This window comes from Curtobacterium flaccumfaciens, from assembly GCF_018598405.1.
Lineage (GTDB): Bacteria > Actinomycetota > Actinomycetes > Actinomycetales > Microbacteriaceae > Curtobacterium > Curtobacterium aurantiacum.
In genome coordinates, this window is the sequence record NZ_JAHEWS010000027.1 from 19526 (window position 1) to 40054 (window position 20529).

General features: G+C 68.6%; 21 protein-coding genes. 6 read left to right on the forward strand and 15 right to left on the reverse strand.

Annotated features, from left to right (window positions below; all coding sequences use genetic code 11):
* Positions 1 to 28: 28 nt before the first annotated feature.
* From KK097_RS15090 to KK097_RS15160, 15 genes are all read right to left on the reverse strand, one after another.
* Positions 29 to 244: a hypothetical protein gene (locus tag KK097_RS15090; protein ID WP_128781725.1), complete on the reverse strand. Its 216-nt coding sequence runs from the start codon at positions 242 to 244 to the stop codon at positions 29 to 31.
* Positions 245 to 269: 25 nt separating this feature from the next.
* The gene (locus tag KK097_RS15095; RefSeq protein WP_128781726.1) at positions 270 to 1163 is read right to left on the reverse strand and encodes a hypothetical protein; all 894 of its coding nucleotides are present in this window, start codon (positions 1161 to 1163) and stop codon (positions 270 to 272) included.
* Entirely contained in the window at positions 1160 to 2029 is an 870-nt protein-coding gene (locus KK097_RS15100; protein WP_128781727.1) for a type II secretion system F family protein, read from the reverse strand. The genes KK097_RS15095 and KK097_RS15100 overlap by 4 nt, the downstream gene beginning before the upstream one ends.
* The gene (locus tag KK097_RS15105; protein WP_128781728.1) at positions 2029 to 3645 is read right to left on the reverse strand and encodes an ATPase, T2SS/T4P/T4SS family; all 1617 of its coding nucleotides are present in this window, start codon (positions 3643 to 3645) and stop codon (positions 2029 to 2031) included. Before KK097_RS15105 ends, KK097_RS15100 begins: the two co-directional genes overlap by 1 nt.
* Positions 3645 to 4481, reverse strand: a complete 837-nt coding sequence (locus tag KK097_RS15110; RefSeq protein WP_128781729.1) for a hypothetical protein — start codon at positions 4479 to 4481, stop codon at positions 3645 to 3647. Before KK097_RS15110 ends, KK097_RS15105 begins: the two co-directional genes overlap by 1 nt.
* 1 nt (position 4482) lies before the next feature.
* Positions 4483 to 5082 carry an SAF domain-containing protein gene (locus KK097_RS15115; protein ID WP_163343943.1) on the reverse strand — a complete coding sequence of 200 codons (600 nt, stop codon included), beginning with the start codon at positions 5080 to 5082 and terminating at the stop codon, positions 4483 to 4485.
* Positions 5083 to 5333: 251 nt separating this feature from the next.
* Positions 5334 to 5666: an ArsR/SmtB family transcription factor gene (locus tag KK097_RS15120; protein ID WP_128781731.1), complete on the reverse strand. Its 333-nt coding sequence runs from the start codon at positions 5664 to 5666 to the stop codon at positions 5334 to 5336.
* 83 nt (positions 5667 to 5749) lie between these two features.
* Positions 5750 to 6916: a C40 family peptidase gene (locus KK097_RS15125; protein WP_232536690.1), complete on the reverse strand. Its 1167-nt coding sequence runs from the start codon at positions 6914 to 6916 to the stop codon at positions 5750 to 5752.
* Positions 6913 to 8928 (reverse strand): hypothetical protein, encoded by a 2016-nt coding sequence (locus KK097_RS15130; protein WP_128781732.1) that lies wholly within the window; start codon positions 8926 to 8928, stop codon positions 6913 to 6915. The genes KK097_RS15125 and KK097_RS15130 overlap by 4 nt, the downstream gene beginning before the upstream one ends.
* The gene (locus tag KK097_RS18215) at positions 8925 to 11483 is read right to left on the reverse strand and encodes an ATP-binding protein (protein ID WP_232536691.1); all 2559 of its coding nucleotides are present in this window, start codon (positions 11481 to 11483) and stop codon (positions 8925 to 8927) included. Before KK097_RS18215 ends, KK097_RS15130 begins: the two co-directional genes overlap by 4 nt.
* Positions 11483 to 11719, reverse strand: a complete 237-nt coding sequence (locus tag KK097_RS15140; RefSeq protein WP_128781733.1) for a hypothetical protein — start codon at positions 11717 to 11719, stop codon at positions 11483 to 11485. The genes KK097_RS18215 and KK097_RS15140 overlap by 1 nt, the downstream gene beginning before the upstream one ends.
* The gene (locus KK097_RS15145; protein ID WP_214545322.1) at positions 11716 to 12339 is read right to left on the reverse strand and encodes a hypothetical protein; all 624 of its coding nucleotides are present in this window, start codon (positions 12337 to 12339) and stop codon (positions 11716 to 11718) included. Before KK097_RS15145 ends, KK097_RS15140 begins: the two co-directional genes overlap by 4 nt.
* Entirely contained in the window at positions 12339 to 12680 is a 342-nt protein-coding gene (locus KK097_RS15150) for a hypothetical protein (RefSeq protein WP_128781735.1), read from the reverse strand. The genes KK097_RS15145 and KK097_RS15150 overlap by 1 nt, the downstream gene beginning before the upstream one ends.
* A 1-nt stretch (position 12681) precedes the next feature.
* Positions 12682 to 13698 carry a conjugal transfer protein gene (locus KK097_RS15155; protein ID WP_128781736.1) on the reverse strand — a complete coding sequence of 339 codons (1017 nt, stop codon included), beginning with the start codon at positions 13696 to 13698 and terminating at the stop codon, positions 12682 to 12684.
* Positions 13698 to 13928 carry a hypothetical protein gene (locus KK097_RS15160; RefSeq protein WP_128781737.1) on the reverse strand — a complete coding sequence of 77 codons (231 nt, stop codon included), beginning with the start codon at positions 13926 to 13928 and terminating at the stop codon, positions 13698 to 13700. Before KK097_RS15160 ends, KK097_RS15155 begins: the two co-directional genes overlap by 1 nt.
* A 264-nt stretch (positions 13929 to 14192) precedes the next feature.
* Between KK097_RS15160 and KK097_RS15165 the strand changes: the two genes are divergently transcribed.
* The 6 genes from KK097_RS15165 (at position 14193) to KK097_RS15190 (ending at position 20222) form a co-directional block, all read left to right on the forward strand.
* Positions 14193 to 14924, forward strand: a complete 732-nt coding sequence (locus tag KK097_RS15165; protein WP_128781738.1) for a hypothetical protein — start codon at positions 14193 to 14195, stop codon at positions 14922 to 14924.
* A 14-nt stretch (positions 14925 to 14938) separates the two neighbouring features.
* Positions 14939 to 15634: a hypothetical protein gene (locus tag KK097_RS15170; RefSeq protein ID WP_128781739.1), complete on the forward strand. Its 696-nt coding sequence runs from the start codon at positions 14939 to 14941 to the stop codon at positions 15632 to 15634.
* Between the two features lie 85 nt (positions 15635 to 15719).
* On the forward strand, positions 15720 to 16043 hold the full coding sequence (locus tag KK097_RS15175) for a hypothetical protein (protein ID WP_128781740.1): 324 nt from the start codon (positions 15720 to 15722) through the stop codon (positions 16041 to 16043).
* Entirely contained in the window at positions 16040 to 18148 is a 2109-nt protein-coding gene (locus tag KK097_RS15180; RefSeq protein WP_128781741.1) for an FtsK/SpoIIIE domain-containing protein, read from the forward strand. Before KK097_RS15175 ends, KK097_RS15180 begins: the two co-directional genes overlap by 4 nt.
* A 60-nt stretch (positions 18149 to 18208) precedes the next feature.
* Positions 18209 to 18445: a hypothetical protein gene (locus KK097_RS15185; protein ID WP_128781742.1), complete on the forward strand. Its 237-nt coding sequence runs from the start codon at positions 18209 to 18211 to the stop codon at positions 18443 to 18445.
* A 427-nt stretch (positions 18446 to 18872) separates the two neighbouring features.
* Positions 18873 to 20222, forward strand: coding sequence for a hypothetical protein (locus KK097_RS15190; protein ID WP_128781743.1), 1350 nt, complete (start codon positions 18873 to 18875; stop codon positions 20220 to 20222).
* Positions 20223 to 20529 lie beyond the last annotated feature (307 nt).

Consider the following 20529-nt stretch of genomic DNA (forward strand, 5'->3'; position numbering starts at 1 on the left):
TGGTTACTCGTGTGGGTTCTGCGTTGGATCAACCCGGGAGCTTGCCGATGTAGCCGTTCACCCAGGCCGTGACGAGCGCGATGATCGAGAGCGCGAGAACAGCGCCGCCGACCATCCAGATGGCCTTCCACGGGCTGTCCTCGACGCCCGCCTCGGGGGTGGCGGTGAGCTTCCTCATGCGGTCGTTGAGCAGGCTCTGGAGCAGGACGATGCGCCGCAGGACGGCGGTACGGAGACGGTTCATGGTGGGTTCCTTTCGGTGTGCTGGGTCAGGAGGTGGTCGTGATGAGCTGGAGGACGGCGGGAGCCATCGTGATCAGGAGGATGGGGAACAGCGACACCGCGACAGGCCACCCCATGCTCGAGGTGACGCGCTCGGCGGCGTCCTTGTCGTCGGCTGCGACCTGTGCCCGGAGCTTGTTGCAGGCGGCGCGGAGTTGGCTTCGCAGGCCGACTCGCGCCTCGGCGAGTCGCATCATGCGGGCCATCTCGACCAGCGCGGGGACGTCGACGTCGTTGCCGAGTCGGGCCAGGGCGTCCCACTTCGACACTCGGCTGAGCTCGGCGACCTGGTACTCCCGACGAATGCGCTTGAACACCCAAGAGTCCGAGACGCTGGCGGCGGACTTGAGCGCGTTGTCGGCGTTGACCTCGCCCAAGAGCGCGACCGCCACGAGCTCGAGGTAGATGGTGACGAACCTCGTGAACTCACGCTGTGCTGCTCGGGCTTGGGCTCGCACGGCGGCGTCCGGGTAGGTCCACATGACGGCTGCGGTGACGGGTGAGAGCAGCAGCGGGAGCGCGAAGAACCTGTGGAACAGGATCTGGTAGAGCAGCGGGATCACCAGGGGTGCGACGAATCCGAAGATGGCGAACTGGAGCTTGTCACCGTAGAAGCGGGCGACGGACCGGTCGAGGAGGTCGAGCTGCTTCGTCGGCGCGGTCAGCCCGGGCACGTTCGGGAGGTGCTGGTGGAGCCAGCCCCCGGCCCGTTCAAACGCGGCTGCCTTCTTCGGGTCGCCGGTTGGGACGGTGTTGACGTCGCCGAGCCGGGCGAGGGCGTCGTCGACGCGGATCACTCGGGGCGCTCGGGTGAGGAGCACCATCGCGAGGCCGGTCCCGACGATCGCGCCGGGGACGAACGCGAGGAGTGCGGGGTTCATCGACGCCCCTCCGATTCGGTGAGGATGATGCGGGGTTCCGGGCGGGTGCGGGTGAGGGACTTGGCCCAGACCAGCAACGCAACGAACCCAGCCAGGATGATCGCCAAAATGACCTGCCCCAGGGGCGTCCGGTACATCGAGATCTGCTGGGTGTGGGAGAACAGCACGATGCCGACGAGCACAGCACCGATGATGAGTGTCATCGTGCGCATGGTGCGTCGGGGCTTGTCACGTTCGTTGTAGATCTCGATTCGCATGGTGGTCTGCACCGCGAGGTTGTCGGCGACGCCCTCGAGCGCCTTCGCGAGACCGCCGGAGCTGAACTCGGCGGCCTGGATGAGGTAGATGGTGACTTCGTCGACCCAGGGGCTGTCGAGCTCGTCGGCGAACGCACGCAGTGCTGCCGAGCTGGACCAAGAGCCGTTCATGCGTGCTGCGAGCCGGTCGACCGGGACGCGGATGATGGCGGGCGTGGAGGCGCGGGTGACGTCGATGACCTCGCGGAGCGTGAACTCACCGGTCTCAGCGGTCGAGGCCAACGAACGTGTCCACGATTCGAGCGCGGAGAGGAGATCCCGTTCCCGGGTGTCCTGCTTACCGAGGAGCAGCGGCAGACCGACGACCGCGGCGGGGACCACGACCACCAGCAGGATGATCCCCGAGATCGCGGACGTGATGACGCCAGCGACCAGGCCGACGACGATGAGGTTCTTGGTTCGCCGCGACACCGCCTTCCAACGCTGCGCGAGCGTGGGTCCGGTCGGCTTCTTCGCGACCGGCTTCGGCGGAGCGGGCTGGAAGGCGCGGACGAGCAGGATGATGCCGGCGACGACCGCTGCGCCGGCGAGTGCTGCGAGGAGCGCCATCATTCCTCCCAGAGAATCTCGGGGTTGAGCCCGTTGCGGCGGAAGGTCTGCTCGAGCTCCGGCGAGGGGCGGTGCTTCTCGTAGGTCTCCCGGTCGTAGTTCCATTTGATCAGCGGGGACGCGATCGGGGTCTGGCCGTCGTCGCTCCCCGGACGCGGGATGACCTCGGCGATCTCGGAGACGATGCGGCGGCGGGTGCCGTCGCCGTTCGGGATGGTGTCGAGGTACACGACGATCTGGATCGTGCGCAGGATCTGTCGCAACGGGACGATGTCGCTGCTGAGGCTCTGCTCGCTCATGAGCACGTCCGCGAAGCGGTGAAGGGCGTCGTTGGCGTTGCGGGCGTGGATGGTGGAGAGCGAGCCCTTGCCGGCGAGCATCGCCTTGATCGCGACCGGCCCTTCTGGGCCACGGATCTCGCCGAAGAGGATGCGCTGGGCGGAGACGCGCAGCGCCTGGAGGAACGCGTCCTCAAGGCTGTAGGGGACGGCGAGGTCGCCGGTGCCCACGGCGGACGGCAGGTACTGCAGGTCGGTGACCTGCCGGTGCCGCTCGGGGTTCTTGCCGAGGTAGAGCTCGCGCTCGGTCTCGATCGTCGCGATCTTCTCGTCGGGGTCGACGGCGGACATCAGCGCGCGGAGGAAGGTCGTCTTGCCGGCTGCCGGGTACCCAGCGACGAGGATGCACTGGTTCGCTGCGACGGCTGCGCTGAGGATGCCGGCGCCGGGCTTGGGCAGTGACCCGAGCCGCACCATGCCGGGCAGGTCGATGTCGACGAGGTTGTGCTTGCGGAAGGTCAGATCGGGGGCGGTGGTGATCGCCGGGCCGGTCCCCGAGAACCGGACGCCGCCGATGTCGAGGTCGATGTGCCCATTGGGGCGAGCGAACACGCGTCCACGGGCGGCGGCGAGATCCGCGACCATGCGCAGCAGATCGTCGTTGTTCTCCGCCATCGGCCGGCGGCGCTCACGGCGGCCGTCAGTCTTGGTGACCATGACGTTGTCGTAGCCGACGACGGTGATGTCCTCAACGTCGGGCTCGCGCAGGTACTGCTGGAACCGGCCGTACCGGAACGCGCTGTCGAACATGGCCTGGACGTGCCGTTCGATGCGGCCGCTGTCCCAGCCACGGTCCGGTCCGCGGTTGATGACTTCGTACTGCAGGTGCCGCTCGGTGCGGCGGCGCATCTCAGCGAGGGCGTCTTCCTCGAACTCCGTCTCCGGGCCGGCGGACGCGATCGCGACGTCGAACTCGGCGCGGGATCGGGTGACCGAGTCGAGGAGGTTGAGCTCCTTGATGTGCTCGTCGACGAGCCGCCAGTCGACGTCGGTGGGGTGCTCGTCGTGGACCTCGACGACCTCGACGCGGGCGCGGTCGCGGCGCGGCACCGGAGCGGTCGTCTCGGCAGGGAGTTCGGGCTGTTCCGGAGACGCTGGAACGGGGTCGACCAGGTGCAGGCGCGCACCGTTCGCGGCGGCGAATAGGTGCGCGCGACCGTCGGCTCGGGCCGTAGTGGGTTCGTCAGGGCTGCCGGGTGCGAGGTTGGTGTCAGCAGCGAGGTCGGCCAGGAAGGGCCGCTCGCTGATGCTGATCTGCGGGGTGCTGTCGTCGGCCATCAGCCCACCACCTTCCGGTCGAGATCTGCAGTTGTCTGTGCGTCGAGTTCGGCGACGGCGCGGCGGACCGCCTGACGGTAGGCGTTCCGCTGCGGCTTGGCATCAGGCCGGCCGAGCGAGAACACGGCGGCGCCGTCAGGGTCCCAGGGCAGCTCAGCGAGCACCGGGAGGACATTGCGACCGAAGTCGCCAGCGGGGATCGCTTCGTAGCGGGACTCGGTCAGGACGAGTCGGTACTTCTCCGCGCGGCCCACGCCCTGCAGGCGCTCGGCGAAGTCCGGCAGCTCGGCTCGGCGGTAGATGCGGTTGAGGTCGACCATCGTGCTCTCGGAGAAGATCGTGACGCGGTCCGCGCCGTCGAGCAGCGGCAGCCGGATGTCCTCGTGTGCGATGCGGCCGAGGTCCACGATCACGTCGATATTGGCTTCGCTGATGGCGCGGAAGAGGTTCGGGAACCGTGCCCACATGCGGCGGACACCATCGACGATGCTGAGCTTGTGGAAGCCTGGGACGACCCACATCCGATGCCCGTTGGGCAGCGTGGGGATCGGTTGCGGCAGGGCGGGAAGGTCGTGGACGGCGATCGACAGGCCGCGCTCGGGAGTGATGAGGTCCTGCCAGGTGAGCACGTTCCGGGAGTAGGCGACTGCGACCTTGTCGAGGCCGCCGGCGCTGGGGTGCAGATTCGAGCGGAAGAAGCCCGTCATCGCCGAGGTCGCGTTGGCGGTTTCAGCTTCGAAGACGACGACCGGGCGGGGCCAATGCACCGCGAATGCGAACGCTGCGGTGGTGACGCCGGGTGAACCGGCGAGGGAGGCGAATGCGTGGACGGCCATGTCAGTCCTCCGCTGCGGCGAGATAGACGGCGACCTGTCCGGCCGCGGCGCGGCTGGTGACGTCGGCGGCGTTCCGGGCGTTGATGTAGACGTCGACGACGGTGGTTCCAGACGCCTGGCTCGTACGTGAGGCAGACACGGTGCCCTGGACGGGCGCGGAGTTGCTCCTCGCGGCGGCGGCCCCGTCGGTTGCGGCGATCGGGACGATCTCTATGCGGTCCCCGGCGACCAGCTGCTGCGACGGCAGCTGTGCTGGCTTGAGGGAGAGCCCGACGAGGGCCTGCCCGTCAGGAACCGGGAGCGCGGATGCGACGGCGGAACGGGTGAGCAGACTGCCCTTTGGCAGGTCGACGGTGGCCACCTTGCCGATGAGGCTGCTGGAGTCCGCGGCTGCGACGCCGTCGGTGCGCTGGCCCGCGGCGACGTCGATGGTCGTCAGGTCGTCCTTGGTGATGGTGTCGCCGCGGTCGATGCTCTTCGCGATGACGAACACCTGCTGGGTGTGCGAGGACGTCGAGTAGATGAAGACGCTGGCGACACCGCCGACGATGATGAGCGCGGCCGCGCCGGCCGCGTACACCCATGAGCGGCGGGTGCGCACGGGTGCGATTGCGCCGGCTTCACCCCGAACGGGGAGATCTCCGGCGGTTCCGGTCGCTGTAACCACGTGTCTGTCCTTCCGACGACTGCCTCTACCTATAGGAGGTGCATTCGGGAGGTGTAACCGGGACAAATCCGCCTGAACCGCGCCCCCGAGGTACCCCACGGCACCCGAAATTGCTGGGTGCAACGGTCAGTCTAGCTCGTGCAACAAAATGTGCAATAGCCGGAGGGGGCGGGGTGCTGAGAGCTTCAGTGGGTTCCGCGGATGCGGCTGCGGTACTCATCGAGTGCTGCGTCGAACGCCGATGCGTTGACGTACCAGCGCAGCGGTGGGGTCCCACCCTTCGGACCGTGCTGAAAGTCGGGGTCCGGACGCGGGTCGAGGATGTGCGCTTCGACCAGCGGGCGAATGTGCGCGTTGACGTTGCTGCGGCTGATACCGAGTTCCCGCATCAGGCCAGCCGCGGTGCAAAAGCCGTCTCGGAACGCGATCGCGAGGATGCGTGCGCGCATCTCGGAGAAGCCGATGGCCCGCGCGGCGGCGGTGCGCTCGTCGGCGCGCGCGTCGTGGTTCGGGGCCATGGGGTTATTGTTCCGCATCCGGCGGCGTTGCCCAGGAGTGAGCCGGTTCCCGCGCCCCTTTCGTCCGCGGCGGCGGCCTGCACTCACCACGTTCCGTCGCCGATCGCGTTGACGCGCCAAAAGGTGGGGCCGGTGCCGCCGATGGTGAACTGGTAGCTCTTCGCATGGGTGAGCTTGCGGCCCCAGTCGGGCGAGTGGATGAGTCCGCCTTTGCCGTCGTAGATCCCGATATGGTGCCCGACCCACGCGACCAGATCGCCGGCCTGCGCCTTCGATGCTGGGATCTGGTGCGCCTGAGCGAGCTGGCCAGAAACGACGGTGCTGGGGAGATCGACGTCGAGCACCTGGTGGTACATGTAGTACACGAATCCGGTGCAGCACCAGCCGGCCGTGGGGCTGCCGGCGGAACCGCATGCACCTGAGTACGGCACCTTGCCGACGTACTGCTCGGCGTACGCGACCATGTCGGCGCCGGTCTTGCCGTTCGGTGAGGACCAGGACGCGTTCTCTGTGTCGCTGCCTTTCCCGCCGCTGCCGCCGCCGTTGCTGCCGCCGCCGCTCGAACAGCCGCCACCGTTGCTGATGGTCTGGGAGGCGGTGTCGGCGGTGACGTTGACGCCTCGCTCGGTCATGAGGGACGCAGCCGAGCTCTCCCACTTCGCGTACGCCTTCGGGAACCCGGAGATCTGGACCGCTTGGGCGGCGTCGTTGAGGCTGAGATCCTGCCAGTTCGCGACGTCGAGCAGGCCCTTCGGGGTGCCTCGGTTGGGGCCGAGGGGGCCGCCGTAGAACGCCTTCGCTTCGTAGGTAGGGTCCTGCCGCTCCTCGAGCGAGCCCCAGTTGGCGCGCTGCTGGAAGATCCCGACGGAGTCCCGGTCGCCATGGTCGAGGTTGCGCAGACCGGACTCCTGCAGCGCCGTCATCAGAGCGACCTGGACACCCCGGGAGGGCACGTTGAGGCCACGGCCGACGGCGATGATCGTGCCAGCGTTGGCTCGCTGTTCGCGGGTGAAGCTCAGCGTCTTGCCGTTGCCGGCGTCGACGGTGGTGGTGTCGGAGGCGGTGGTGTCGGAGGCGGTGGTGCCGGATGCGGTGCGCCCGCCCCCGCCGAGTGGGGAGCAATTCAGCGCCGCCGGGGAGCCGGAGAGCAGCTGCATCGATGACAGGAACACTCCGGCGATGCCAACGACCGGGATGAGGATTACCACGACGCAACCGGCGATGATCGCGATGACCGTCTTGTTGCTCATGGTGTGGGTCCTGCCTGCTGGGCGGCGGCCCGCTCAAGGGCGGCGCGTACCGGGGACGGGGAGACTCGACGCGGTGGCTTCGGCATCTGAGTGACGCGGTAGACGCCGGCGCTGTTGGGTCGGCGCGGTTCGACGCGGCCGGTTCCGTCGGTACCGACGACGATGCGTCGTCCGAACGGGGTGGCCGGCGCTCCGGCAACTCCAGTGGGCTTGCCAGCCGGGGTGCCGGACGGGAGGGACGGACGGGTCGGGCCGGAGCCGACCTTCCGGTTGAGCACGTTGCGGTTCAGGGCGGGGAGCGCGTGCTGCTGCAGCACCTTCTTGCCGGCGAGCGAGGCGGTCTTCATGACGACTGCCGAGGTGCCGCCGGACGCTCCCGCTGCGGCAACCTTCCCGACGGTCAGAGCGGCCTTGGCGACGGCGGGGAGGGCTCCGGCGGGACGGGCACCGGGTCGGCCATCGGGTCGGCGGGTGCTGGGTGTCGACGTGAGGTGGCCGGCGTCCACCGGCTCGGGCTCCGGGGACTGTCCGACGGCGGGCTTCGGCTTCGGGGAGCGACGTTTCCAGGCGTCGTAGGCGTAGCGGGGCACCTGGCGGAGGGTCTCTGAGGTGAGCGGTGACATCTGCGAGCCTTCGCCACCGAGGCCGAGCTTGGCGAGCCGGTCGGCGAGCTCGTGGCCGGTCTTCCGCGAGTGGACGAAGAACCAGATAAGGCTGATGACGAAGGCGATGACGACGAAGTTGATGATTCCGGTTTGCGCGACGATCGTCAGGCCTGCCTTGGAGGCAAAGCCCATGACGCTGGTGAGAATGCGGAGGTACCCGGCGAGAATCACGGCGATGCCGCCGACGAAAAGGGCTCCCACCCACATGCCGATGAACGACCGCCACAACATCTGTCGGGCGGTGCCCGGCGCGATCGCGAGGTTGACGGCGATGCCGGTCTTGATGGCCTTCCACAGCGTCCACATCACGCTGAGGAGGTACGCGAACGCTAGCCCCGCTGCGAGCCCGAACAGCGCGCCGGACCCGGAGGCGATCGTGACCGCAGTGATCACCTGGCCGATGCTGGTATGGGTGACGTAGTCCTTCGCAGCCTCGTCGCACTTGCCGACCGCGTCGCGGACGCTCGTCGACGAGGTGTCGTAGGGACTCTGCTTCTTCATCTGTTGAGTGAAGGTGGTGTCGCAGTCGCCGCTGAGCGCGTGACCGAACGCAATCTCTTGCGCGGGGGCGCGCACGAACACATCGATCAGGCCACCTGACAAGGAGTCGGAGACGAGGTCCGCGGCCTGCTTCTTGTCCGGCTCACCGGTTGGGGCGGTGTTGTCCGGTGAGAGCACGCTGGCGGAGAGGTTGGCGCCGTTTGCCTCGGACCAGGCGAGCGCGCCGTGGTCTCCGGTGATGGTCTCGACTGGGTTGGCGAGGACGCCGACGGCCAGCGCGGCGCAGAGCACGGAGACGGCGATGTCAGCGGAGCCCTGTGCGACCTTCCCGCGCATGATGAGGATGCCGCCGACGAGCCCTGCGGCGGAGAGTGCGAGGGCGGGCCAGGTGAGGTCGCCGAGGGTTGCGTGCAGGACTGTGGCGATGTCGTTGAGGGGGGTAGCGATCCAGTCGATCCACGTGAACGCGAGGAGGAACTGCAGCAGCCAGAGCACCCACAGGAATGTGGTGAGGTGCGTGCTCCAGACGCTGTCGATCAGCCCGGAGATCCAGATCTGCTGCGGGTGCCAGACGTCGCCTCGGTTGAGCGGGAGGACGGCGTAGTTCACGAGGGGCACGCCGTTGGAGTCCTTCGCGGTGAGCGGCGGAAGGAAGGGCAGCGTGTTGCTGGCGTTCTGGGATGCGCCGTCGGCGTACGCAGCTGGCATGGCGATCGCTGCTGAGACAGCCCACACGGCGAACAGCATGAGGAACGAGGTCCAGCGCGGGTGACGGCGCACCCACCGCCAGGTCTGACGGGCGGCGTAGCGGAGGGTGCGGTGGGCCGCAGCGGCGTGGGCGATCACGACGTCACCGCCAGCTCCAGCGATGCCGCTTCGGGCGTGGAGAGCACCGCGGTCCGGCGCTCGGGCCGGCGGGGCAGGATCACCCGCACCTTGCCCATGCGGGGGCGGGTGTCGCGGTAGAGCGCCTCGCCTCTGCGGTCGTCGGGCACCTTCCCGGACGCGTCGCGCGGGGAGAGCTCCTCGGTGACCATCCGGACGAGTTCGGGGTCGCTAGCGATCGCTTTGTGGAACCACTCCAGGTTCGCTCGAGCGAGGTCTTCGTCGGTCTGACGGAACTGGAAGCGGTTCTTGATGAAGCCGCGGCCGCTGCCGAGCGAGACGGCGTCCTGGCTCGCGACGAGCACGGGAGCCTTGTTGCGGCGGCCTTCTCGGTACCAGAGGTCCATTTCCTGGTCACCCTCGGGCGAGTTGGTGATGTGGTGTGCCTCGTCCGTTGCGAAGAGGGTGAGCTCGGTCTTGCTCGCGAAGCAGATCCGGCGGCTGAGGGAGGTGATCATCGCGTACATGGCGCGGCCGAACAGCTTCTCCAGTGGCACCCGGTCGAAGAGGTGCTTGTTGGCGAGTTCGCTCTCGGTGGGCAGCGCGACGCCGTGGGTGAGGAACATGATGGCTCGTTTGCCGAGATCCAGCGGCGGCATGGAGTCGTCGAACAGGACCCGGCCCATCTGCTTGCCGGCGTAGAGCTTCATGCGCTTGGCGATGGTGCGGGCGCTCTCGTCGTCCTTGCCGAGCAGCTCGAGGTGCGCGTGCACCTGCCGCATCGAGGTGAGGTTGTTCTTCTCGGCGTAGTCGGGGTCGAGAACGGACGCGATCGTGGCGCCCTCGTCGGACTGTGCCGAGTAGCCGAGCAGTGCCGAGAGCAGCGTCTGCACGGTGGCGCTGCCCTCGCGAACGCCCAGCAGGCGCAGCGGGTCGAGCGACACCTCCGGTTCGGTCAGGTCGACCAGGACGGTGTGCTCGGGGTCGAGTGACGCGGCGAAGAGCGCGTACTCCCGTTCCTCGGTGCGGTCGATCGCGAGGATCTTGCCGCCCCGGTCGTGGGTAGCGCCGAGGACCAGCTTGATGAACGTGCTCTTTCCTGCGCCGGGCTCACCGACGCAGCCGATCGACGCGGCCGAGTCGGCGAGGATCTGCCCCTCCAGGTCGAGGAGCACCGGCCGGCCCATGCCGCCGGTGATGTTCTCGGCGATGAGGATGCCCTTGTCGTCACCGAGGTCGGTCGACAGCAAAGGTGCGAGCGCGCCGAAGTGCGCACCAGGGGCGATCTCCGTGAACTCCCGGACCTGCCGGGTGGTCGGGGTACCCGGCTGCATCCCCCACCAGAGCGCCTCCTGCGCGCCGAGCGGGATGTCGAAGATGAAGTCGATCCGCTTGAAGTCGCGGCGGAGGAACTCGGCACGGTCGCGGGCTTCCTCCGGCGTGGGCGCACCGACGGCGAGGATCATCGAAGCCTGCACCTCGACCTCCTTGTCCGACCGGTTGAGCTCCTGGTGGTACGCCTGCAGGTCCGACGCGATGAGGTCGAGTGCGCCACCGGAACCGGTGATCGCCGCGGTGCCCTCCTGCTGGTCCATCTGGTCGTCGAGGTTCGCTTCGGCGCGCTTGTTGCGGTGCAGCGCGGTGCCTGCGGAGACGACGTTGAGTCGAATGGCCCAGTCGGCGTCGACGCCGAGCTCGTCGATGCGGCCGATGTAGTCGACAGCGGGCACTTCCCAGCCACCCTTCGGGGTGCCGGCCAGTGCCATCAACACCTGGTACGAGGTGGTGTCCTCGCGGGGGTTCTGCACCTTGAGGAAGCGGCGCTTGAGCGGGTCGAACTTCGCGAGCTTGTTCGGCAGCTCGGTCTGACCGCCCTCGTCGAGGATGGGGTTCGGGAACACCGCCGGCGGGACGAAGCCGCTGCCGGCGCCGTTGCCGTAGCGCTCGGCGACGCCGCCGAGGCTCCGGCCGGACGCGACCGGAGCTGGCTGGTCGACCGCAAGTCCTCGGCTCTGCGCGTGCACAGCGATCCACACCTGCTCCGCCACGCTCGCTCGGTGCGGTTCGAACGCCACCGGGATCTGCTCTTCGATGTGACCGGCAGCCTGGAGGGCCGCCTCGATCTCCGCCGGCGACGGCGGTCGCTGCGGCATGGACAGGGTGTCGCGGGTGCTGGTCTCAAAACTGCGCCATGCCTGGGCGCTGCGCTGCTTGATGCCGGCGAACCGGAGCGGGACGCAGAGCCAGAACTCGCGCCGGCCGAGTGGGCGCTCCTCGAGGTAGTCCAGGGTCAGGAGTGCCTCCTGCGCCCAGAGCGGGTGCTGCTCGACCGCGACGCCAGCGAGCATGCTGTTGACCACGATCTCCGGGTCGAGGTCGGCGGTGAAGCCGAGCAGCAGTGACTCACCGAGGATCGACTGGAAGAGATCCTGGTGGCGCAGCCGGGACAGCTGGTACGTCTCGGTGTTGCCGAGGCCCTTGGGGAGCCCGTTGAGCCGCCAGGTCGCCCACACCGTTCCCGAGCGGGTCCACATCAGGTGCTGGGTCATCGCGACCGCGGGCAGGCGCAGCGCCATCAGCGCACCTCCCCGTTCTGGGTTGTTTCGAGGTCGACGTAGACGGGTGTGGGGTTGAGGTCGAGAGGCGTGCCACGCAGCGCCGCGTAGCCGCCGCATGGTGCCGGCTGAACGGTGAACAGCGGAAGGTCGCGGGGGGCGTGCCGGTAGACGACCTTCACGCTGGTGCCTTTTCCCAGTCCGATCTCACCGAGCGAGTCCGGCGTCTGTGACCGAGTCGTGTGGTTCGTGGTCATGAGTGCGTTTCCTTCCGGGCCTGCTCGAGCAGGCGCTCGACGCCGGTCGCGTAGCGGCGGCGGCGGATCGGGATGACGTTGTCGGGGAACTGCTGCTCAGGTTCCGGCGCAGGAACTTCGGCCGGGGCCGGGGCGATCGTGCGCTGTCTGACGGTCCGAGCAGGTGCCTCGGCGGGGGCGGTCAGAGCGGCGGCCGTGACCGGTTCGTCGTCCCACTGCATGAGGACGACGCCCTCGACTTGTTGGGGTCGGGGAAGCCGGATCAGTGCGCCCTTGTACCGGCCAGATGCGGGCACGGTGAACGCTCCGTACGCGTCCTGCACCAGGTCGGGCAGTTTCCGGTTGCTCTGCGGGATCTTCCCGGCGGCCCATGTAGCGCCGGCCGAGAAGGCGAGGAGGAATCCGAGCTGCAGGAGCGGCGTCAACCCGGTGAGGGGACCCCAGAGCGGCTTGGAGTTCCACCCCACGACGAGCACGACGCTGCCGATGCCCATCTGCGTGAGCGTGTAGGGGCCGCCGGGGATCTTCCAACCGTTGAGCTTGCCGAGCAGGATCGGGACTCGGCGGACGCGGGTGAAGAACCGGACGACGGTCCGGTGCTCCTGGTCCGCGGTGCTCATCAGCTATTGCCGCCGGTGAGCTGCTGGTTGGTCTGGTCGGCTGCCCAGGACATTCCGCCGTGGACGGCGAACAGGACGAACGCGCCGACCGCGATCGATCCGAGGACGGCGGCGAAGCTCCAGCCCGCCTTGTGCGAGCGCATGAGCAGCATGATCGTGACGGCCAGACCCGCCACGGTGCTGATCAGGGTCTGGATCTGGTCGCCCTGGCTGTTGAGCGTCGGGATCAGGCCGCTGGCGAGCACGTGCGTGTCCGCGGAGCTTGCTGCGACGGAGATCCGCGCGGAGGCGTTGATGAGGGGGGTGTGGACCGCGGAGATCACGGTGGGCAGAACAGACATGTCAGTTTCCCTTCGAAGGTGTGCTGGTGGGGTGCGAGGTCGGCTCGGTGGAGCCGGTCAGGGCGGGTGGGGCGCCGATCGCGGCGACCTCCCACCGGTCCGCGCGGGCGCGGAGGGTGAGTGTGTAGGTCGACGTGGAGGTCTGCTCGAGCGAGGTCGAGGCGGTGAGTGTGACGTAGACCTGGACGGTGGCGCCGTCGGCCGGGTGCTCGTCGGGTTGAGCCACTCCTTCGATGGACCCGACCGTCAGGTCGCTGAACGGTGCCGGTTTGATCGGCGGGATCGACGTCGACGGCGCCGTGTACGGCTCCGTCTCGCCCTGGCCGGTGAGGTAAGCGGCGAAGAACGCGGTCACGGTCTTGCCTGCGGATGAGCTCGAGGCGATCGACTGGCCGTACGCAGTCGACGGAGCGTCGGTGCTGTGCTGCGGACCGGTGACCTGAGCAGGCAGGCCGATCGCGGCGAGCTTGTCGCGGGTCGAGGAGACGACCACCTGGTAGTAGCGGCGGGGCCACTGGTCGCCCTTCGCAGCGTCGACCGTGCTGTCCTTCACGTTCGCCGCGACGACGACCTGGATGAGGTTGGCGGCGTCGTCGGTGGTGACGGACGCGATGGCGATGTCCCGGTAAGCGAACCCGTTCTTGGGCAGCTGCGGCACGTTGACCGTCGTGTAGTCCTCCAGTGCAGCCGAGTCGTCCTGCGAGGCGCTGAGCCACGCGCCGACGTACCCCTCGGCGAACGAGCCGGCGGACTGCTGCAGCGGTGAGGCCTGCGTGGTGTGTTCCGTCTGCGGGGCGGCGGCGCTCGAGCTGCTGGCGTGCAGTCCGACGACGAGTGCGGCCGGGCCACATGCGATGAGCGCGACGACGAGGATGGTGGCGCCCTTGGAGCCGAGGTGGGACCCGTTGGTCCACTTCGCTGCCTGCGCCGGAGCGGCCGGTGCCGTGTCGGTCGACATCGCGTCGGGCGACGTCGGATCGGTCGGCGCCGTGTCGGTCTTCTTCGTGAAGAACCGCATCAGGCACTCCGCGCCTTGAGGTACTGGCTCGTCCGCACGGCGCGCTGGTACTCCGGCGACTGCAGGTACCGCAGCGCCCGCGATCGGGTCTCCGGGCTGAACGGCTTCTCGTGCAGGTCGAGGGCGACGTCCTGCGCCTGGTCGTAGGTGGAGAGCACGCGGGCGTGCTGGTTCAGCTCATCGAGCAACCCGTCGGGCAGCTGCGGCGCTGCGTCGTCGTGCGTGGGCATCGCACGGTCCCTTCGTCGATGGCGAGACCGGAAATGGCCTCTCACCTGTAAGGGGGTGCCCCCGATCGGGCCGACCGGGACAAATTCGTCAAGGAAATTTCTGGCCGCCCGCTCCTCCGCCGATCCGCACAGCCATGCGGGTCGGAGAGGGACCAGCCGCGAACCGCTACCGCGACCGTTCCGGCGAGCAACTGGTACCCCCGGCAGTACCTCCCGCGTGAGGACCGTCGTTCGAGACCACTTCGTCTCACCTCGGGGGTTCTCATGGGCACCATCACCAACCGCGCGTTCTCGCTCGACAACAAGCTGCGCCGTGAGTGGGAAGACGAGATCTCGGGCCGTGTACACGCCTTCGGCAGCTTCGGGATCATGACCGCCGCCGCGATGCTCGAGCAGGCTCGCCGCGTCGTCGACGAAGACCGCGACGAGCTTCTGCACGAACTGCTCTGCCTCGCCCACCACGGCGACCAGACCGCCGAGCGAGTCCTCCTGCAGCTCCTGATCCCGGCAGCGCGCAACATGGCGCACCGCGTGCACGCCCTCGACGAGCTCAGCCGGAACGACCGCGTCGACATCGCCATCGGCGCAGCATGGGAGAGCATCCGCCGGTACAAGCTGCACCTGCGCGCCCGAGTCATGGCGAACCTCACGATGGGCACACTCAGCGTCATCGCACCGAAGCCGTCCGCCAACGACCGCCTCGTCGCCGGCGTCACCACCTGCGTCACCGACGAAGTCCTCGAGCACGTCGCCGGCGCCTGGACCAAACCCGAACCCTCCCCCGAGTCCGAGCTCGCGAACCTACTCACCTGGGCCGTCGACACCCACGTCGTCACCACCGACGAGGTCGCGCTGCTCGACCGCGCCTACCTGGGCGAGGAGAGCCACACCGCGATCGCGACCGACCTCGGCATCACGAGCGAAGGCGTCCGCAAACGGCTCGCACGCGTCCGGAACCGGATCGGTGTCGCCGCCCGCACCGCGTACGCCGCCTGAGCGAGGACCCCACCATGCGCAAGCCCCTCGCCATCACTGCAGCCCTGCTCGCCGCGATCCTGATCGCCGTCATCGTCATCGTGCGGCAGCCATCCGCCGAGCAGACCACCGCCACACCCACCACCGCGGCATCCGCGACCACCGAAGACGATGACCAGCAGCTGCAGCAGCTGCTCAACACGCGTCTCAGCACCATCGGCGCGCAACTCTCCGTCAACCTCCCCGCCACCCTCACGATCGACACCGCGAACGGCGACACCGTCTACGCCCGCGTCACCATGCACGAGCTCACCAAGCTGCCGGCCCACCAGTCCGCCGCCATCCTCAAGGAACGCAGCGCTCTGGCCGGCTACGACACCGTGTGGACGATGCCGGTGTCGATGACCGTGCTCGGCATCGTCGACGACGCCGGGACGGCGACGCGCGCGACCGCGGACGTCTCCGCCTCGGACCTCAGCCCGTTCACGATCGCGACCCACCCCGGTTCGGACCCGCTGCCGACGTCGAACACGCTCTCCTCCCCCGGCTGCTCGGGGCTCGACGGGCACACCGCCATCGCTGTCGGCCACACGGTCACCTGGTGTGTGCACGGGTTCAGCGATGCGGCGACGTCGGCGCCGACCGGTGGGCAGTACGAGACCGTCAGCGGCACGTACGCGACTCCGATCACGTGGGCGTCGCGGAAGTACGCCGCGCCCGAGATCCCCTGACTTCGAACCAATTTGTCCCGGTCCCGTCCGGCGAGGTCACCCCTCTACCAGTGAGAGCCGCTGGCTCCTGGCGAAGGGATCACTCATGCAGAACAGCAACAACTCCGACGACAGCTTCGTGGCGTGGATGGTTGGTCTCGGAGCGCTCGTCCTCTTCGGCCCCGGCATCCTCGCGTCCACGGTTCCCAAGGTGCAGGCCTGGCTCATCGGCAAGCACATCCTCGTCACCAAGGGCGTCATCATCCCGATCGGCAGCGGTGCCGGTCTCGACCTGATCCGCATCGTGATCGGCGTCGGTGCGCTCATCCTCATCGGGACCCTCGCGGCGTTCATCATCCGCGCCTACGTTCGCGCCCGCGTCCGCGCTCGCCTTCGCCGTCTCGCGGCCTCTCAGGGGGTCCGCGCATGAGCCGCACCGCCGGCATCGACATGCTCCCGCGGCGGCACGGTTGGCTCGGTACCTCCGTGGTGATCGCCGCGCTCGCCCTCGTCAGCGGGGGCATCGCAGCGGCCATGTCCGCCACGGGATACGCCGTGGGCATTGGGATCGGGGCGGTACTGGCGATCGCCGGCACCGTCGCGTTGCACATCAGGACGGCCCGCCGAACCGCGCTGGTCGACCTGTTCCTCGTCAGCGTCGCCCCGGTACTCGGCTGGCCAGAACCGGACCGGACCCGGGTGCGCGCTGCTACCTGGAAGGGCTCATGGGTCGGCACGCCCCGGAAGCTCCGCCTGTCCTACAACACCGCCTCCGCAGTCGACAGCAGCACCCTGGAGCTCATCAGCGAGCTCCGTCGGCGTGCGGCCGCCCGGTTCGGTGTTAGCTACCGCGTCGCGAAGCACCACGAGCGCCGTGGCCTGGTCTGGCTGGTCGAGCACGACTCGGCCACCGACCGTGAGGCGGACGAGAAGGTCGAGCGGGTCCGGACCCAGATGGCGAAGACGTTCGGCTCGGACGCGCAGGTCACGACGAAGACCGACGAGACCGGTGACCCGAAGGAGATCACCGTCAAGTTCGAGGTGTCCCCGCGACTGACTCGGGAGGGCGTCCGCACCCACATCGAGAGCGCCACCAGTGCCGTGCTCGCCGGCCGGTGGCGGGCGTTCTGGGATCTCCAACGCGACTTCGTCCGCTTCGAGCTGCGGCCCAAGCTGGAGTCGCTGATCCCGAACCCGTCCGTCGCCCCCGACAACGTGGACCCAAAGGCCGGCTACGACCAGATGGCCGTCCCGATCGGGAAGGACGAAGACGGCGAAGTCATCGTCTGGAAGCCGAAGGACCAGGCCCACGGGATGGTCACCGGTGAGACCGGCAAGGGCAAGACCGTCGTGATCCTCGGCATCGTCATGTACCTCGCCGCACACGGCTGGCGGATCTGGGGCATCGACGGCAAGCGCATCGAGCTGCTCGGTCTGCGCGAGTACCCCAACGTCGAACTCATCGCCGGCCGCATCGACCACCAGGCCCGCGTTGTGCACGCGGTCTACGAGCTGATGCAGGAACGGATGGAGGCATACGAGAGCCGCCGCGTGCGCCTGAACGACTTCGAGCCGGTCCTGTTCGTCGTCGACGAGTTCAAGACCTTCCGCAACGCCCTCCTCGCCTGGTACCGCTCCGGGTTCGTGAAGCCCAAGGGAGCCGCCAGTACCCCGGCCACCCTCACCGAGTTCTCCGACATCGTCAGCCTCGGCCGCAAGCTCCGCATCCACCTCCTGATCGGCCTGCAGCGCCCCGACGCGGAGTTCCTCACCGGTGACATGCGCGACAACTTCGGCTTCCGCGTCAGCCTCGGCAAGCTCTCCCCCGAGGGCGCGAAGATGATGTGGCAGTCGTTCGTCACCGGAACCACCGTGCCCGTGAACGCCAAGGGCCGCGGCATGGCCCGCAACAAGGCCGGTACCCCCGTCGAGCTGCAGACCTACTGGACTCCGGACCCGGAACAGACCGACCCGGAGCAGCCCTCCGAGTGGGCGTTCGAGACCGACCTCCAGCTCGTCGAGAACCTCCGGCCGCGGGTGAACCTATGGGACACCAAGCGGATCATCGACCCGGACGACTCCCCCGAGTTCGACGACCACGGCAAGGTCATCAAGAACGGCGCCGACTTCATCGACTACATGGAGGCGCGGATCGCGAAGGCGACGATCGCCGACGCGATGCCGGTCCGGAAGATGGCCGGCGTCTACGAGACCCCCGCGGCCAAGGAGCTCGAGCAGATCCAGATCGAGGCCGAGGAACCCGACGAGCAGCTCCAGCCGTTCGAGGGCTACACCGAGCCCAGCACCTCGAGCGTGGAAGAGCTCCTCGACAGCAGCGGGTACCTCCAGACTGAGGGCGCCCTCGTCGAGGTCGAGGACGGCGTCTGGGGCGTCCTCGAGTTCGCCGGCTACGACGACGCCGAGGACGGCTACGTCGAGCTGTCCTACCGCGACTACGAGTCCGGCGAGCCCGGCACGATCTCCCTGCCCGGCGACGACCGCATCGACATGCGCCTCCCCCAGGACGTCGCGTGAGCCGACACGCCGCGTGCGATGAGCCGCAGCGAAGCGTACATGTACGTCTAGCCTTGCCTCATGTCCAAGCCCCGGAAGCGTCGCAAGGCGATTCTCAACCCGGTCCGTTCGAGCTGGCTCATCGAGCAGGACTCGAAGGACCGGGTCACGAGTATCGCGGAGCGAGTCGGCGTTGCCGACTCCGCGTTCGTGGACGAGATGATCTCGCACTTGGAGCTGGACTCCCGGGGCGTGCCCGTGTGGTGGCCGTACCCGGTCTCGGTCGACGACGGGGAGCTGCCTATCGACGAGGCCTAAACCAAAAGGCCCCCCGCCGAAGCGAGGGGCCCACGTTTTTGGCTCTGAACCTGCCCAGTTTGCCGACTTACAGGTTCCGAGTTCGTTCCTTCGAAGCACCGGTTGATCGCCGGACCTTCGTCGTACCCGCCGGAATGGAGGTCCCGGGGGTGATCCCATCGTAAGCCCTACAAGTACGTTTAGCCACGACTCGCCGCCGGAAGTTCGGAAGTCTGTAACTTCCCAACTCCCGGGGTCCGGTACTTCGGTACCCCCCGCTGCCCCGGACCTACGCGGGTCGTCTGCTGATGTACCCGCAACCGTCGCACCCACCGTTCACTCGGATCGGGTCGCCTGGCGATTCCTCGACGATGCCCGCGGGCATCGTCGACGGGTCGCGCTCAAGGCACCGAAGTCGTGGGGTACCGACTGGACTGAGCGCGCCCGCGTGGGCCGACGCTCGTCAACGCTGCCCGCGCCCGAGGGTGCGTACGCGGCGCTGCCGGCATGGTCGTCCCGCCGGCAGTACCTCGCTGCAGCCGCTGCGGCAGTCGACTCCGAACGGGGTCGTGCGCTGCGGAAGGCGTGGGTGCGCAAGTGGGTGGCCGACGAGCCGTTCTGGGCGATCGTGCACGCGCTGGCGTCGTTCGGTGACAACGCCACGGGGCGCGGGGTGACCGCGTCACGGCAGACGATCGCGATGAAGGCCGGCCTGCTCGACGACGTCGACGTGTCGACCGATGCTGGCCGTCGCCGGGTGCAGGCGGCGATGAAGCGTGTGCAGCAGGTGACCGCGATCCTCGCCGAGCTGGGCCTCTACGCAATCGTGCGGGTCGGTCGGCCGCTGTCGACTCGTGAGCAGGCGATGTTCCGTGCTCGTGGGCTTTACCAGAAGGCTGTGGGCAACGAAGCGGCACTGATCGTGCCGGGGCACCTGGCCGCTGCAGCGGCGACTCGTCGACCTGGTCGCGGGGGCGGCACCTTCCACCTACATCCCGAAACCTCAACTAGAAGCTCTTTTCCCGTTACAGAGATACCCAACAAGCCGCGTTCGCGGCGGACAGCCGCTGCGCGACCGGGACAGCAGGGATCTCCCACACGGCCGAAGAGCACACGAGCGCCGATGCGCCCGCTGAGTGAGCGCCCGCCGGCGTTCCGGCGGCTCGTCGCGGCCCTGGACGCCGCTACGGTGCGCCCGGACGGCTCCGTGGTCGGTCGGTTCACGCAGGGACGCTCCGTGCTGGGCCTGGTGCGCATCCTCGACGACTTCGGCATCGACGCCTCGTACACCGTCGACGAGCTGCTGGAACGAGTCCTGCGGTGGGAACCTCACTACCGGTTCCGTGACGGCCTCGGGTGGCTCCGGGCTCGGCTCGCTCGTGCGTTCCGCCGTCCGACATCGAACGGGTCGGTACCCCCCACTCCCCCGGAGTTCAACGGGCAGCGCGACCTCGAGCAGCTCTGGGCCACCGATGAGACGTTCCGCGACGGGTGGGTCCGGCTGCAGGCCCTCCACGCCGCCGAGGACGCTGCGAGTACTCCCCCGACCGGCGCAACCACACCGGTCGCTGGCGATGTCGACGACGCGACGCCGGCCGACGCTGTGGCCCGACGCCGTCGCTCGTCGGCCGTGCCGGAGTGGCAGCGCGAGCTCGAGGCGGCCCAGGCCCGCGTCGACGCCGCTGACGAGGACGAGCTCGCCGCCGCCATCACCGCAGCCCGCTCCGCCGGCACCCCGAGCTCCCGGCATCACCGGTCGCTGCCGTACGTGCCCGCCGGCATCACCGGCACCCGCTGAGCGAGCCGCCGGGCGGCACTGCCCGACGTTGGCTGAGCGAGCGGTGCAACGCGCAGCAGCCTGGATGCCGGACATCGGAAGTGCCGGAGATCCGAAGGTGGGGAGTTCCAGACGCCCGGAGTTCGGAGGCCCGGAACTGCCAGAGAGCCGAAGTCACAGACCACCGAAGTGCCGATCTCTGGCAGTACGGAACTGCCGGAGAACCGAAGTACCAGACCCCGGAAGTCTGTAAGTTCCGGAGGTACTGAGTCGAGACGGGGGTAGGGGTTGGCCGGCCCTTAGCCCTGGGGGGGGGCACGGCCCGGCC